The 15,730-nt window shown below is 55.0% G+C and carries 12 protein-coding genes, 1 tRNA gene and 2 pseudogenes; 6 read left to right on the top strand and 9 right to left on the bottom strand.

Annotated features, from left to right (window positions below):
- Window positions 1-317: 317 nt before the first annotated feature.
- Both mgrA and FHR87_RS02515 read left to right on the top strand, forming a co-directional pair.
- On the top strand, window positions 318-1,370 hold the full coding sequence (mgrA, locus tag FHR87_RS02510) for an L-glyceraldehyde 3-phosphate reductase (protein WP_183165154.1): 1,053 nt from the start codon (window positions 318-320) through the stop codon (window positions 1,368-1,370).
- Complete coding sequence (locus FHR87_RS02515; RefSeq protein ID WP_183165155.1) at window positions 1,367-2,299, top strand: aliphatic sulfonate ABC transporter substrate-binding protein; 933 nt, start codon at window positions 1,367-1,369, stop codon at window positions 2,297-2,299. Before mgrA ends, FHR87_RS02515 begins: the two co-directional genes overlap by 4 nt.
- Before the next feature lie 243 nt (window positions 2,300-2,542).
- On the opposite strand, the gene FHR87_RS02520 is transcribed toward FHR87_RS02515, so the two are convergent.
- On the bottom strand, window positions 2,543-3,460 hold the full coding sequence (locus FHR87_RS02520; RefSeq protein ID WP_183165156.1) for a helix-turn-helix transcriptional regulator: 918 nt from the start codon (window positions 3,458-3,460) through the stop codon (window positions 2,543-2,545).
- Between the two features lie 1,297 nt (window positions 3,461-4,757).
- Here FHR87_RS02520 and FHR87_RS02525 point away from each other — a divergent pair.
- The 3 genes and pseudogenes from FHR87_RS02525 to FHR87_RS02535 form a co-directional block, all read left to right on the top strand.
- A pseudogene (locus tag FHR87_RS02525) lies at window positions 4,758-6,044 on the top strand (glycoside hydrolase family 5 protein); the annotation flags it as partial.
- A gap of 82 nt (window positions 6,045-6,126) precedes the next feature.
- A complete protein-coding gene (locus FHR87_RS19600) occupies window positions 6,127-6,315 on the top strand; it encodes a transposase (RefSeq protein WP_420826717.1) in 189 nt (62 codons plus the stop codon).
- 230 nt (window positions 6,316-6,545) lie between these two features.
- A complete protein-coding gene (locus FHR87_RS02535) occupies window positions 6,546-8,198 on the top strand; it encodes a Na+/H+ antiporter (RefSeq protein WP_183165158.1) in 1,653 nt (550 codons plus the stop codon).
- Between the two features lie 182 nt (window positions 8,199-8,380).
- On the opposite strand, the pseudogene FHR87_RS02540 reads toward FHR87_RS02535, so the two are convergent.
- From FHR87_RS02540 to FHR87_RS02550, 3 genes and pseudogenes are all read right to left on the bottom strand, one after another.
- Window positions 8,381-8,770: pseudogene (locus FHR87_RS02540) on the bottom strand (IS66 family transposase); the annotation flags it as partial.
- Window positions 8,755-9,342, bottom strand: coding sequence for an NADPH-dependent F420 reductase (locus tag FHR87_RS19605; RefSeq protein ID WP_183165159.1), 588 nt, complete (start codon window positions 9,340-9,342; stop codon window positions 8,755-8,757). The gene FHR87_RS19605 and the pseudogene FHR87_RS02540, both read right to left, overlap by 16 nt.
- A gap of 470 nt (window positions 9,343-9,812) precedes the next feature.
- Window positions 9,813-10,616, bottom strand: a complete 804-nt coding sequence (locus FHR87_RS02550) for an NADPH-dependent F420 reductase (protein ID WP_183165160.1) — start codon at window positions 10,614-10,616, stop codon at window positions 9,813-9,815.
- 257 nt (window positions 10,617-10,873) lie between these two features.
- Between FHR87_RS02550 and FHR87_RS02555 the strand changes: the two genes are divergently transcribed.
- Complete coding sequence (locus FHR87_RS02555) at window positions 10,874-11,782, top strand: LysR family transcriptional regulator (RefSeq protein WP_246335764.1); 909 nt, start codon at window positions 10,874-10,876, stop codon at window positions 11,780-11,782.
- A gap of 262 nt (window positions 11,783-12,044) precedes the next feature.
- On the opposite strand, the gene FHR87_RS02560 is transcribed toward FHR87_RS02555, so the two are convergent.
- The 5 genes from FHR87_RS02560 to pheT all read right to left on the bottom strand — a co-directional run bounded on the left by FHR87_RS02560 (window position 12,045) and on the right by pheT (window position 15,687).
- Window positions 12,045-12,308 carry a hypothetical protein gene (locus FHR87_RS02560; protein WP_183165161.1) on the bottom strand — a complete coding sequence of 88 codons (264 nt, stop codon included), beginning with the start codon at window positions 12,306-12,308 and terminating at the stop codon, window positions 12,045-12,047.
- Between the two features lie 54 nt (window positions 12,309-12,362).
- Window positions 12,363-12,512, bottom strand: a complete 150-nt coding sequence (locus FHR87_RS02565) for a hypothetical protein (protein WP_221189711.1) — start codon at window positions 12,510-12,512, stop codon at window positions 12,363-12,365.
- A 202-nt stretch (window positions 12,513-12,714) separates the two neighbouring features.
- Window positions 12,715-12,791, bottom strand: a tRNA-Pro gene (locus tag FHR87_RS02570).
- 208 nt (window positions 12,792-12,999) lie between these two features.
- Window positions 13,000-13,305, bottom strand: coding sequence for an integration host factor subunit alpha (gene ihfA, locus FHR87_RS02575; RefSeq protein WP_183165163.1), 306 nt, complete (start codon window positions 13,303-13,305; stop codon window positions 13,000-13,002).
- Window positions 13,306-13,308: 3 nt separating this feature from the next.
- Complete coding sequence (gene pheT / locus FHR87_RS02580; RefSeq protein WP_183165164.1) at window positions 13,309-15,687, bottom strand: phenylalanine--tRNA ligase subunit beta; 2,379 nt, start codon at window positions 15,685-15,687, stop codon at window positions 13,309-13,311.
- Window positions 15,688-15,730 lie beyond the last annotated feature (43 nt).

A 15,730-nucleotide genomic window follows, 5' to 3' on the forward strand; every position in this document is an offset into this window, starting at 1 on the left:
GTGTCCTTCCTGGGCAAGAATCTGAACGACAAGTCCTATGCCTCGGCGATGGCCTCCGGTGGCAATTACATCTACCGCTTCGTGCCGCGCGACGACGAACGCTACTTCGGCGTACAGGCACATTTCGATTTCTGATTCGCAATCAACCACCCCGCCGCCCGACCGGGATGCAACGGTCGGATGACCGCTTCAGCAGCAAGGATATCCCGTTGAAGGCGGCGACAGGCTGGAACCGTAGGGCAGGTACAACCCACCCTATTGGTCCATGACATCAACGGCGGGTTGCACCCGCCCTACCACACCGAACAAGGATCTCCATGACCTATCTCGCCGCACCGCAACGCTACGAGCGCATTCCCTACCGCCGCGTCGGCCGCAGTGGCCTGGTGCTGCCGGCCCTGTCCCTGGGCTTGTGGCACAACTTCGGCGACGCCACCCCTATCGACACCCAGCGCGCCCTGCTGCGCACCGCGTTCGACCTGGGCATCAATCACTTCGACCTGGCCAATAACTACGGGCCGCCCTATGGCAGCGCGGAAATCAACTTCGGCCGCCTGCTGCGCGAGGATTTTCGCGCCTACCGCGACGAGCTGATCCTCTCCACCAAGGCTGGCTGGGACATGTGGCCCGGACCCTACGGCCAGGGCGGCGGTTCACGCAAATATATCCTCGCCAGCCTCGACCAGAGCCTCAGGCGCATGGGTGTCGATTACGTGGATATCTTCTATTCGCACCGTTTCGATCCCGATACGCCGCTGGAGGAAACCGCTGGCGCACTGGCCGATAGCGTGCGTCAGGGCAAAGCGCTGTATGTGGGTATTTCCTCCTCTTATACGGCGGGCAAGACTCACGAGATCGCCGCTCTGTTGCGCGAACAGCGGGTGCCGCTGTTGATCCACCAGCCGGCCTACAACCTGTTCAACCGCTGGATCGAGAGAGATCTGCTAGATGCCACCGAAGCCGAGGGTACCGGGGTGATCGCCTTCACGCCCCTGGCCCAGGGGTTGCTCACCGACAAGTACCTGAACGGCATCCCTGTCGATGCGAGAGTCAACCGGCCCGGCGGCACTTCGCTGCGCCCGGAACATCTGGCCGAGGCCAATATCGAGCGGGCCCGGGCGCTGACCGAAATCGCCCAACGCCGAGGCCAGAGTCTGGCCCAGCTGGCCCTGGCCTGGACCCTGCGCGATGCCCGGGTCACTTCGGCGCTGATCGGTGCCAGCCGCCCCGAGCAGATCATCGAGAACGTTGCGGCGCTGGACAAGCTGACCTTCACGGCCGAGGAGCTGGCGCAGATCGACCGCCATGCCGCCAAAAGCGGTATCAGCCTCTTGGATAAACCTTCGATCGACTGGCAGGAGCACACATGAAAATTATTCGACTCGCCGCAGCCGTGCTGGGGTTGCTGGCTTGCGCTCAGGCGGCACTGGCAGACCCGACAGTCTTGCGCATCGGCTACCAGAAGGGTTCGAGTGGCCTCGTGCTGGCCAAGGAACACCAACTGTTGGAAAAGCGCTTTCCGCAGACGCGCGTCCAGTGGATCGAGTTCCCCGCCGGCCCGCAGATGCTCGAAGCGCTGAATATCGGCAGCCTGGACATCGGTTACACGGGTGATATTCCGCCGTTGTTCGCCCAGGCCGCCGGCGCCGACCTGCTGTACATCGGCACCGAGCCGGCCAACCCCAAGGCCGAGGCGATTCTGGTCGCGCCAGATAGCCCAATCCACAAAATCGCCGAACTCAAGGGCCGCAAAGTGGCTCTGCAGAAGGGCTCCAGCGCGCACAATCTGCTGCTGCGTGTATTGGCCAAGGTTGGGCTGAATATCAAGGACATTCAGCCGGTCTATCTTGCCCCAGCTGATGCTCGCGCCGCCTTCGAAAGCGGCAGTGTAGATGCCTGGGCGATCTGGGATCCCTATTATTCCGCTGTCGAGCTGGAAGGACGTGCACGACTGCTGACCAACGGCGAGGGACCGGGATTGGTCGGCCCCTTCTATCTGGGCACACGTCCCTACGTACAAACCAATCCGGACTTCATCCTGGCCGTGCTCGACGAACTGGGTCATGCCCGGGCCCTGATCTATAACGACCGAGCCAACAGCATCCGCCTGCTCGCCACCGTCATGGAATTGCCGGAGACAGTAATCGAGCGGACGTTCACCCATCTCGCGCCACTTTTACCTATCCTGCCGCTGACCGATGAAATCATCACCGCCCAGCAGCGCACCGCCGATCTGTTTTTAGAAAACCGTCTGCTGCCCAGACGGCCGAACGTCGCGGCTGCCGTCTGGCGGTATTGAGCTCGAAGCCACATTGCGATTTATTCCGTTTCGTGAGCAGATCCCTTTATTCGCCTGAGACCCCAAAAAGACAGCGCACGTCTGGGAGCAGCAGCGTTCCGACGTCCTTCGCCAGCGTAGCGCCTGGTTCGACGTCCAGCTTGATCTCGATCCCGAGAAGCGGGTCTGCATCAACGAGACCGCGGCATCCACGAAGATGGTGCGATTGCACGGACGGGCCGGGCGCTTGCCTAGCGCTTTCTTTCACCGGTTCAGCCGGGCGAACAGCCCGGCCAGCTCCACTTGGCGTGCGGTATCGGTCTTGCGAAACAGTCCCCGCAAATGAGTGCGCACGGTATTGATGGAGATCCCCAACCGCGCGGCACATTCGTCTGGCATATAGCCCAGGGCGACCAGCTCGGCCAGACGGGTTTCAGCCGGGGTCAGTTGGAAAAGCTCTGCCAGAAGCTGCGAGCGTGGCTGGTTTTCCAACAGGGCAACCAGTACCAGTGGCTGCTGGAAGCTCAGATTGAAGCGCGCTTCGGCATTGACCGGCGTGACTAGCAGCTCGCGCTGTATGGTGCCTGCCAGACGAATCCAACTGGCTCTGGTTGGGCCTTGCTTACCACTGGCGATCAGAAGCATGTTGCTCAGCGGACCAGCAGAATGGCGTGCGGTCAGGCGGTTCTGGTGCAGATACAGCGTAAAGCCCGGCTCGCGTAAGCGTTGCTCAGCCGCCTGATTGCAGAAGAACAATTGCCCACGGCCATTTACCAGCCAGAGTGGTGTCCGGTGCTGGTTCAGCAGCAGGTCACGTTTGTCAATCTCCAGATTCAATTGCTGGACACGCTCGAACAGTCGTCCGGCCATCGTCAGATGCTTCGCCAGGCGATAGAGAAGCTGCTGTTGTTGCTCTTTGGGAGATTGGCCATCGTAGGCGGATACCAAGGACAGGTAGGATCCGCTGCCATTGTGTTCGTACAGCTTTACACAGGAAATTTCTCCCATGTTGAACACACGCAGAAAGTCCTGATAAAAACAGTCTTGCCTGATTTTCTGGCGGCCGTATTCATTGACATCGTGATACCAACAGCCGGCAGATCTCGATTCCATAAAACGCCGGGTGGGATCGAGTGTTGTGTAATAAGCGTTATAGGGCGCGATACCGTCCGCAGGGAACATGCCGACATCTACGATACGAGGTGTTTCGTTGCTTTGGCGATTCCAAAAGATGAGATTGGCATGTAGGCGGCCGGAGGCAGGAATCAATTTAACCAGCAACCGTGACCAAGCTGTTTCATCCAATATGCATTCATAAGTAAGTGCGGTTAGTTCGTCGTATATATCCTTGTTCAAATGCTTCGTTCCATGGTGTTTTCCCCCTAAACCTAGTCTTGGTAAACAAGGCCAGATACACGGCTAAACTCACGAATACTGTGTTACAAGCGCACAGCCAGAGGCTATTGCATGGCCTGCGATAGCTGTGTCGTTAGTTAGAGCTTAGCTCTACCACGCTGAAAAACAGCAACTCGCGCAGATATTGGCGCTGACGGTGCTGCTCGAACACCTCGTCTATCCACTGTGTCGGTAGCGCTCGATCCAGATTTCCTTGTTTCCGTTTTCTTGAATCCACCCAAGCTTACAAAAATAAAATTCTCTTGAAGACGTTGAAAGACATCCCCCCAAGTGCCTTAAAAATGACATCAAAGCGTCATTAATCCGAGTCTTTGGCAATTGGTCAGCATCGGCTCTACGAAGCGTATTTTCGTATAGCCAGACTTATTGTGATTACTCAAAGCAGCATCCGGATTTGGCTTTCCAGGTGATCGAATTATCCTTTTTTCGATCAATTTATATTCATTTCTAGCTGGAAAATCCTGAAATGTCTGCTTTGCTCTGTATGGAAATGCCTGAAAGCTTGCTGTAACCAGGGTTAGTTTCCCGAGTATGAAAATCGGAATTACCTATGGATTCCCTGGAGATCCGTCTGTTTTCTTTTTACCGTTCGTCGGATTTAGCAGACTGTTTTGACGGTATTTTGACGTTAAAACTTCGACCATGAAAGGATTTAAATCAACAGCCTAATGAAATGTCAAGGAGCCATCATGGCGAGTAGACATCTTGGCAGTAGTCATCGTTCGTGGAAGATTTGACAAAATACTGACGCCAGAATAATTCACTATTTTAGCCGCAGCATTTATAAAGCGCCTTCATGCACAACGATTTATCCCGAACCACAAGCTTCTAGTTCGGAATAGACGGTACTGCTATCTGGTTGCTTGATTTGCTGTGACTTCATGGACGACGTATTAAAGCAAATCGATGCTCCCGACTTTTTAAAAGGCAAATCGCCCTTTGTTGTATTAAGTTCTGGAGAAATCGAATGTACATTCATGCCTTTGCGGGTGTTCGTAAACTATTTTTCATTTCTGTAATACTGATAGTAGTTTTGAGTGGTTACTCTATTGATGCTCGAGCTGCTACGGCCTATATCAATGGCGTCACCGATTCGGATTGGCTGAAAGGGATTGGGAGGCAGTCGGCAAGTTTCTTGATTTCATCAACGGCCTCGACCCAAGCGGCATTCGTACCGGGAGTTTCGGTTAAATTCACTGATAACCAAGTGCGCAAGATTACTCAGGTTGCCGTTGCCGGAAACAATCTGAAGGTTTATGTCGAAGGTGCCTTGCTCGACAGCAACACGGTGGGCCATCCTCATGCTGTCAATACCACGACCAGTCCCACCTCCTCTACCCCGGCGCCAGCACCTGAGCCAACACCGACACCGCCCCCTGTTGTCACCCCGATCAATCTGGTGGGGATCAATCTTTCCGCTGCCGGCTTTAGTGGAACGACTGTTCCGGGGGTATATAACACTGACTATACCTATCCAGCTGAATCGTATTACAAGAAGTATGCGGACATGGGCCTGAAACTGGTTCGCCTGTTCTTCCTCTGGGAGCGTATCCAGCCGACGCTCAATACCGAACTGCAAAGTGCCGAGCTGGCGCGCCTCATGCAGAGTCTGGATTATGCGCAGAAGTACGGGGTGAAGGTGATCCTGGACGTACATAACTACTACCGTTACTACGATAAGCAGATCGCTTCCAGCAACGTACCGATCAGCGCCTTCGCCAATCTCTGGCAGCGTATTGCCCAAAAGGTGGTCAACCATCCGGCTGTCTATGGCTATGGTCTGATGAACGAGCCGCACGATACCAATGGCTATTGGCCGCAGGCTGCCCTGGCTGCTGCGAAAGCGGTTCGTACGGTGGACACGAATCGCTGGATTTTCGTCGCCGGCGATCGCTGGTCAAGCGCCTACCATTGGCCTGATTTCAACAGCCAACTGATTGCAGATCCCTGGATGCGCGATCCCAACAACAAGCTGGTGTACGAAGCGCACATGTACATCGACAAGGATTTTTCCGGTAACTACTTCGATCGCTCCGAGACGTTCGATCCGATGCTTGGAGTGAATCGCGTCAAACCCTTTGTAGAGTGGCTGAAGCAGAACAAGCTGCGTGGCTTCCTGGGGGAGCACGGCGTACCGGATTACTCAACGTCGGCAATGGTGTCCATGGATAATCTGCTGAAGTATCTCGGCGAGAATTGCATCCCGATGACCTATTGGGCTGCCGGTCCATGGTGGGTTAATTACTCACTGTCGCTGGATGTGGAAAGCGGTGCTGCTCGTCCGCAGTTGCCGATTCTGAGGAAGTATGCCGGCAATACCGCCTGCTCGATCATTGGCCCAACCAGCTGATACTTAATTAGTCGCACCAGTCAGAAACGGACCTTTAGAGAAAAATTTCCTGCAGCAATGGTTCGACTTTGCCAATCAAACCCTGGGGGAAGCGCTCTGCGACACGCATCTGTATCGGGAATTTGCTCAATTGGCCATTGATGATCGGTCGCCGGATGCGGTGACGATCCTGAGATTCCGCCATCTGCTGAAGCGGCATGATCTAGCCACCGAGCCTCTGGCGACGGTCAACAAAGAACTGCAGCGTCTGGCAACTGGCATTCAAGGGTAGTGTCAACTCATCGCCTGCGCAGCAGTTCTATTCCTTGGCCGGATAATTCGGGGGCTACGGCTTCTTCGGGCTTACTCTGCCTCTTATTGCGCCAGATCCCGCGGAGGTTATGCTGGATGAAGCTGACGCTAAGCGATTCTTGCATTCCATCTAAAACTCTTCTTCCCGCAACTATAGCGACAAGCTGGCAAAATCCGCAGGTTCATCGATCGGTAGCCTGCGGAGACTTCATGGAAGCTGTTTCACTCATTCTGGTCATGCTCGTAGTCGTCCTGGCCAGCAGTATGTTGTCACGTATGTTGCCGGCTAGCCTGCCGGTAACTTTACCATTATTGCAGATCATCCTGGGTGCGGTTGTCGGTCTGGTATCGGACTGGCGACTGCAGTTGGATCCGCAAATATTCTTTCTCTTGTTTCTACCTCCCTTGCTATTTCTCGATGGCTGGCGGATTCCCAAGGAGTGCTTGGCCCACGAACGAGGTCTTGTGATGGGATTGGCGGTTGGATTGGTGGTGTTCACAGTATTGGGTGCTGGCTATTTTATTCATTGGCTGCTACCAGTCATTCCGTTGGGAGTGGCATTTGCCCTAGCGGCAGTAATCTCACCCACTGATCCGGTCGCGGTCTCGGCAATTGCCGCGCGGGTACCCGTACCGAAACGGTTGATGAATATTCTGGAAGGGGAGTCGCTGCTCAACGATGCCTCGGGGCTGGTCTGCCTACGCTTCGCTGTAGCCGCAGTGCTTACCGGTAATTTCGCCTTGTCGGAGGCGTTGCTGGATTTCTTCCACCTAGCGCTGGGAGGGATCATCATAGGCGCCCTTATTGCTTGGTTTATTAGTTTTGCCAAGCTCTGGGTCAGTAAGCATTTTGGCGAAGATACGGCAGCACAGATTCTGATCAGTTTATTACTGCCGTTCATGGCCTATCTGGCTGCCGAGCATTTTCATTGTTCGGGCATTCTGGCGGCAGTAGCAGCCGGTTTCGTCATGAGTCGTACAGAGTTGTCGGGTCAAGTGATGGCCATTACCCGATTGCAGCGGCAGTCCATTTGGGACACTTTGAAATACGCGCTGAATGGGCTGATGTTCGTACTGCTCGGCGAACAGTTACCAACCATAATTGGCCAGGTCGGGGCATTGGACGATCTGGGTACTTTGTTGGATCTGCTGGGCTGCGTCTTGCTGATTAATCTGGCGCTGTTGGTACTGCGCTTTATCTGGGTGCTGATGTCGCTGCGTTTTACGCTGTTTGCCGGTAACGATGCCAAGCATTTCACGTGGTTCAAGGCCGCTCGCATTTCGCTGGCTATGTCGGTTGCTGGGGTGCGCGGGGCAATCAGTCTAGCCGGAATCATGACCCTGCCGCTTTATATCAGCCTCGGTTATCCGTTCCCTGCCCGAGATCTGGCAGTGTTCCTGGCCACCGGTGTCATTATCATGTCCTTGGTGTTGGCTGGTATGTTGCTACCATGGCTAGTCAAAAACCTGCTGCTTCCTCATGAGTTAGAGGCGGACACTCGCGAAGAACGGGCACTCGATCAGGCTGCAGAGGCGGCGATCCAGGCGATCGAAAAGGAGCTACACAAGGTTTTGCATGCAAGCGCAAGAGAAAACAGCTCGGATGTCACCAGCACTTATATGGAAATAGCAGCGCGCGTCACCGATAGCTATCGGGAGCGCATTGAGGGACACGCTGCCCCACTGGAAACGCAGCAGATGGCGTTAGCCTCCGCTGAAATCGAACGAAAGCTCCTGCTGATTGGCCTGCACGCCGAGCGTAATGAGTTATTCCGACTCGCCCGCACCAAACGTCTGGGGGAACTGCAGACCCGCAAACTGGTTCGCCGGATTGATCTGATCGAGGCGCAGTATTTACATTGATTGATCGGCTCTGTCGTAATAAGCGCTACCTGTCAATCTGGCGGCCTATACAGGAACGGTCGCCCTCCCCCTTATGCCTCACCGAGTCCTCGAGAGTACTGTCACGTTGTTGATGTGTAGCCGAACGAAAACAGGGCTCACGAGGATGATGGTAAGCGGCTGGGAACGTAGGCCCAGACGTAGGCGTGCCGCAGTGCGTCGACCAGTGGTTGCAGTTGTACGCCGCAGCGACCGACCCACTGCGCCAGGGACGAGCGCGGGATGGCGAAACCGGTCCGGCCGAAGATCTTTTCCTGCCGGTACAGAGGCAAATGGTCGGCGAACTTGGCCACCATGACCCGGTCCAGCAACCCTACGGTCGGGATGCCCTTGTCGATCACCTAGACCGGAACCGGCGCCTGGGTCAAGGTTTCGCATCGCTCGCAGACCTACTTGCCGTGGACATGCCGCTCCACCGTGAAGACGCCCGGGGTGTAGAGCTTTTCGCTGACATCCTTGCCGATGCGCTTGAGCTGGCAGCCACAGGCGCACTGCGTGTTGTCCGGCTCGCAATGGATCAGCGTGCGGGGGAACTACGGCGGCGCGCAGCTTTCAGCGGGCCTGCGTTGACGGGCGTGAAGCCCGCATCTTCGATCAACTGCCGCACGATCTGACCCGCTTCGTGATCGTCCGTCGCATAGAAGATGCTTGGCTTGGACGGCGACGCCGCCCAGGCTGCCGCTTCCAGCAGCGGCGCGGCCAGCAGATTGAATGTCTTCACCACCCGCGCGCGAGGAAGCCGTTTTTGCAGGTATTCGGCGGTCGAGTTGTCACGCATGAAAGCATGATCATGAAAGTGGACGAACTCGCCGGTGACACCGAGCGGATTCATGGTTTCGATCACCACCTTGCCGTCGAGCGCGTCGCCCACGGTGTCGATGATGGCGTCCGTCCGCGGCCAATAGACCGAGAACAGCACCGCTTCGCCGAAGTCCGCCGCCTGTTTGATGGTGCCGAGTTGGGCGCGACTGCCGAGTTCGGCGAGCAGCGGAGCAATCTTGCGATCCTCGCCGTCTTTGGCGAGCACCAGCTGATGGTTGGCGGCGGCCCAAGCCCGCGCGAGTCGGCTGCCGATGTTGCCCGTGTTCAAGATGCCTATCTTCATTGCGCTTTCGTCTTCCCATTCGTGCCGTCAAAAACGTCACTCTAGAGATGACATAAAGACATATTAATATCATTCATAAGCACATACTGTTGTCTATAAATACACCAATAGACTTGCCAAAAATACGAACCTTTGTGAAGGCGGTGAGGGAGGGTTCGTCCATGACAGTTGCCGAGCAGCTCAACACCGGCAAGGCGCGCCAGCCGCATTGTTCGGCGCATGGAAGACAAGCACGGCGCGCGGCGGCTAAATCGCTCGACACGTGTCTGAGCGTGACCGAGGTGGGGCGCGATTATTTCGAGCGTGCCGCGCGTACACACATCAACGCCACGATCCAGCCTGACTGCGTCGTGGAGACGAAATACGCCAGTTACATGGTGTCGCTTGTCGTACCGGGCGGGCGCACTATACCGGTCGCAGACCGCGGGCCGTCATCGGGCGCCTGCAATGGGGCGCCCGACGTAGAGGCTTTACTTCTTAACGGTATCGGCGCTGGCCTGTTCGAGGAACAAATCCACGTGAACCTGCGGCATACCCTCCAAGGTTCCACCGATCGGGGACAGACGCACTACCTCATCGATGAGTTTCTGTGCCTCTTCGGTGGAAACGGGCTCGCCCCGCTGCTGGTAGATCCGCTTGGCCTCATCGCCTGACACGCCCTCCGGAATGACGGGAGCGTAGCGCCAGAAGTAGATCGGCGTGCTGGGTTCGATGCGCCAACTGTCGGCGAGCGAGCCGGCATCGACGACATTGTAGCCGACTGCCTCAATGAAACGCGTCACGGCTTCCTTCGCGGCAGCGTCGTCACCGGCGATTGGCAGGGTTGTCCGGGCGACATCGCCCTTGGGCCGGGCGTTGCTTTTCATGTGGATCCAACTGAGGTTGTGAAGCCCCTTGACCAGCTTCGCGCCACGAAGGTGCCGCTGCATGAGTTCGCTCGACGTCAGTTCGCCCTTGTCGAGATCAGCCCGGCGGAATTCACCCATGCCGGGATAATAGTTCGTCTGGTCGAGAACAACCTTGCCGGCGAACTTGTCGGCCGGCAACTTCTCGAATGTCGCCAGTGGGATCGCGAGCGAGACAACGTCCCCAGCGGCAATTGCTTCGTCGACCGTTCCAGAGCTTACTAGCGGACCGAGCTCCTTGACCAATTCCGAGAGTGATTCAGGACCACGCGAATTGCTGATCACGACCTGGTATCCCGCAGCGACGGCAAGACGTGTAATTGCTTTGCCTACTAGACCAGAGCCAATAATTACGACTGTTTCTGTCATTTCATATCCTTCTTCGATAGAGAGCGACTGGGCCTTCCGAGAGAGTTAATACGGCACGCTTGGTGCTTGCTGCAATGCAAGCAAGCCGTTGCCGATTACAGGTGTAGGGGGTCGCCTCAATTACATCGGCATCTACAACCACATCAGGCCTGCCCTGCCACAGCCCCGAATTGAAATTGAGTGGCTGTTGCATGGATCGCACTGTAAATTTGCTAAAAAAATAGATAAACCTGGCAAAGAACCACATACTGTTGTCTATGAACACATCAATTGACTTACCAGAAATGAAAGTCTTCGCGGCAGTTGTGACCGATGGTTCCTTCACTGCAGCAGCGGAAAGGCTCGGAACCGATAAGGCTCGCGTCAGCCGTATCGTCCGGCGCATGGAAGAGAAGCTCGGCGCACGGCTCCTCACCCGCTCGACACGTCGCCTGAACGTGACGGAGGTCGGACGCGACTACTTTGAGCGTGCCGTGTGCATTCTGACCGCTGCAGAGGCGGCGGAGGCGGCGGTGGCACAACAGTCTAGGGAGCCCAAAGGACTGCTCAAGATCACAGCAGGTTCTGAATTCGGGACGATGGTCGTTGATGACTGGATCGCGGCGTTTTTGCGTCTCGCACCAAAGGTGACAGTCGAGATGGAATACACGAACCGCCTAGTCGACATCATTCATGAAGGGTTCGACGTTGCAATTCGCGTCGGCACACTAGAGGACTCAGGACTCTCGGCACGCAAGCTTGGCGAAGTAGTCTACGGACTGTATGCGACCTCTGATTACCTGAGTGGAAGACCGGTGCTTTCCGCAGTCAGCGATCTGAAGCATCACGACCTGATCATGAAAACGACGCGCGGCCGCGCCAACTGGTTCCTTATTAACAGTACGAGCACAGAGAAGATCACGGCGCCTCCACGGTGTGCGGTCAACAGCATGATCGCCGCAAAAAACCTGGTGCTTGAAGGGCTTGGGATCGCGCAATTGCCTCGCTTCATGGCCGAGCCGTACGTGGCGAATGGAAGGTTGTCTTGTGTGCTTCCCGGTTGGGCTGAGAACCCAGCTCCTGTGCATGCCGTCTTCGCATCGAGCCGCTACATGGATCCCAAAGTACGTAGCTTCGTGGACCTTTGCGTAAGCATGTTTACCGGCGACGACATCCACGCTGAGTAGCGGGTAAATGGCGGATTTGAAAACAGGGCGGCCCCTCAGGAGAGCAATCGTCCCCTGTATGCATGAGCTTTCTTGAATGATCAGCGGTGAGGCACAAAAAATGGGACAGAATTCGACGCCACATTCTGCAACCTGCGCTCCCGCTACGAGTGAGTCCGCGACCGACTGACCAACTCCAAGATGACCACAGCGCAGAGGTTACTCTGATGTGAGTGCCTTCTGTTGAGCTTTAAGCACTGTCCGGACCTCCTGCCTAACGAGTTCAGGCAAGCAAAGGATTGATCAGAAGATCACTGCTTCTGGCAGGAATAGCCGCAACCCCATCCTGCGCATTTGATGGCCAATTCAACATGACCTGATCAATCACCATATCCAGCATTTCACGACTGAAACCGGCCTTGGCCTGAACGGCCATGCCGTGGAGCACGGTACATACGTAGGCGGCCAGTACTGCGCAGTTGACCGTTTTTTTTGGCAGATTGCCTTCCTGTTGCGCTCGTTCGAAGCGCTGCGGCTTACAAGGCATCCGTCACCTGGACATCCTTTCCAGGATGCTGGCAGTCAGGAGGCCGAGGCCTGATCAGGCGTGATGGCTTTCATAGGCTACCGTCTGCTTGCCGAAGCCCAGCTTGCGGGTAATCCGGCAGCGCCCGGTATCCAGCACAATGCCCGCAGCTAGTTGCTGAGAAGTCCCCGAGTTGTAATCGCGTACCAAACGGAAGGGCTTCACCTTGACCCCAAGCTTTTGCAGAGCCAGCGGTGCCAACACCTCAAGGGGTTGACCGTAGCGATCAGCACTCGGCTGAGATTGGTATTCATAGAGTAAAAATCACCGGTGGGGCAAAAAGTGGGGCAAAATTCGGAGCCCCCCGAAAACCACCAAGCATAAAAAAATCCAGCCACCGCTAAGTGGCTGGATTTTCTAGAGCTTTTGGTCGGGACGGAGTGATTCGAACACTCGACCCCTTGCACCCCATGCAAGTGCGCTACCAAGCTGCGCTACGCCCCGAATGACTAGGATCTACCCTTTAAGTCGGGACGAACTATACCGTAACAGGCTGAAAAATGAAACTTTTTAAACTATCCCAAATAAATTCTTGCTGATGCTGGTAGTAGCATGCTGTAAAACTGAATCAGGTAAATTTGTACCCTAAATAACAAAGTACAAGAAATACGCCAGCCAGCTACAGGCTACCCTTCAGAATCCATAGCGCTTGCTATGTTGACTTGTTCCCAGCATATACTTCAACCCTGGCCTTGAGTTTCTGACCTGGTCGGAAGGTAACGACTCTTCGCGCCGTAATCGGAATTTCTTCTCCGGTTTTTGGGTTTCGCCCTGGGCGCTGCCGCTTGTCCCTCAAGTCGAAGTTACCAAATCCAGATAGCTTTACCTGTTCGTTATGCTCTAATGCTTGGCGAATTTCTTCGAAAAACAACTCGACCAATTCCTTGGCTTCACGTTTGTTCAAACCCAGCTCTTCATACAGACGCTCTGCCATCTCAGCTTTTGTCAGGGCCACCATATGCTATTTCCTTAACGTAGCGCCAAACCTTTCTTCCAGCGATTTGAGTACATTCTTTATCCAAGCATCTACCTCTTCATCGCTCAGAGTGCGCGAAGAATGTTGCCAGGTCAATGAGATAGCCAGGCTTTTTCTATGAGGTTCGATACCTTTTCCCTGATAGACGTCGAACAGCTTCAAATTGACAAGAAATTCTCCTGCTGATTCCTTGATCATGCTCAGAATCACATCAGCCTGCAGGTTTTCCTCAACCAGGATTGCGAGGTCGCGTTTCATTTCTGGGAAGCGCGATAATTCCTGGAATTTTGGCAAGTGGCCTGAGCTTATTACGGCAAGATCTAGCTCGAACAGGTACACGGTCTGAGCTAGATCAAGTGCTCTGGCCAACTCGGGGTGCAGCGCTCCTAGATAACCGACCAACTGCCCATCTCTTTCTATCCGAGCCGTCTGGCCAGGATGCAACGCCGAGTGTTCAGCAGCAACAAAGCGATAGGAGATCTCGTTTCCTACGGTAGCGAGCAAAGCCTCGATATCGGCTTTTACATCATAGAAATCCACTGCGTTATTGGGGTTGCTCCAAGCTTCAGGCAAGCAGCCTCCGCTTACCAATCCAGCCAATACGGCTTCCTGCTGGAGCTCGCCAAGGGAACCGACGAAGCGTAAGCCACTTTCGAAAAAACGAACGCGGACCTGCTGGCGATTAAGGTTGTATTGCAGAGCTTTGATCAGCCCTGGCCACAGTGAGGCACGCATTGCAGCCATATCCTGGGAGATCGGATTGCTCAACAGCAATGGCTGGGCCTTCGGATCGAATAGCGCAAACAGCTTGGGGTCGATGAAACTATAGGTAATGGCTTCCTGGTATCCACGCGCAACCAACAAGCTCTTGAGACGAGAAAGTCCGACTTTCGTCTCCGAACGAGCCTTGGGCATGAGGCGAACGTTTGGATAACGTATCGGTAAGCGATTGTAGCCATACAAACGGCCCAATTCCTCGATCAGATCGATTTCCAGCGTAACATCGAAACGGTAGGAAGGAACCGAAACTCGCCAGTGACCGGCTGCGTCATCTTGTACACCGAATCCTAGCGATGAAAGTAGACCGATGACTTTCGAGGTTTCCATCTGCATGCCGAGGATCTGCTCGATCCGTTCGGCGCGAAGAACGATGGATTCGGTACGCGGCAAATATCGCTCGCTAACGGCTTCGACGATAGGTCCAGCTTCGCCACCAACGATGTCCAGCAATAATGCAGTGGCCCGCTCCAGAGCCTGCCGTGTTAATTGCGAATCCACACCTCGTTCGAAACGATGGGAAGCATCCGTATGCAGTCCATAAGAACGTGCCTTACCAGCCAGCGTGATGGTGTCGAAGAAGGCGCTTTCCAGGAACAAGCTTCGAGTCCTTTCGCTGACGCCACTGTGCTCTCCGCCCATGATTCCAGCCATGGCCAGTGGCCGTTCATGATCGGCGATAATCAAAGTATTCGCCTGCAGAGCGATATACTGGCCATCTAGCAGAACAAGACGTTCGCCCTCTTCAGCCATACGAACAAGAATGCCGCCATGAATTTCTGCCAGATCGAACGCATGCAATGGCTGGCCTAGCTCGAGCATTACATAGTTAGTTATGTCGACAGCCGGATCGATCGCGCGAATGCCTGAACGACGCAATCGCTCGACCATCCACAAAGGAGTCGGACGGGACAAATCGACATTACGAATCACACGCCCCATGTATCTCGGGCAAGCTTCGGGAGATAGAACCTCAACAGAGCGAACTTCATCATGGGTGACCGACGCAGGTTCGATCCGAACCGGCTCGACTCGGCTTGAATAAATTGCCCCGACTTCTCGCGCTAGGCCAGCGATAGACAGGCAATCTCCACGATTGGGCGTCAGGCCGATTTCAATGCAGATATCATCCAATTCCAGATAGCTGCGAATATCACTGCCAATGGGTGCATCGGCAGAAAGCTCATAGAGCCCATCATTTTCGCTGCTTATCTCAAGCTCGGCAGCAGAACAAAGCATACCGAATGATTCGACGCCCCGTAGCTTGGCTTTCTTGATTTTGAAATCGCCAGGCAGTTTGGCTCCAATCATGGCAAAAGGTATTTTCAAGCCGGGTCGTACGTTCGGTGCGCCACACACGACCTGAAAAATTTCTGCTCCATTGCTGACCTGACAAACATTTAGTTTCTCGGCGTCCGGATGTTTTTCGACATTCAGCACTTCACCAACAACAACGCCACTGAATTGCCCCGCGACAGGTTCCGTAGCATCGACCTCCAGGCCGACCATGGATAGACGGGCAACCAGCTCGTCACTGGAAACTTGCGGCTTTACCCAACTCCGCAACCATTGTTCGCTGAACTTCATCCTGCTCCCCTGGAAATTGTAGGCGTTTGTTTTTGGCTGATGA

It is taken from the genome of Azomonas macrocytogenes (assembly GCF_014191985.1).
GTDB classification, from domain to species: domain Bacteria; phylum Pseudomonadota; class Gammaproteobacteria; order Pseudomonadales; family Pseudomonadaceae; genus Azomonas; species Azomonas macrocytogenes.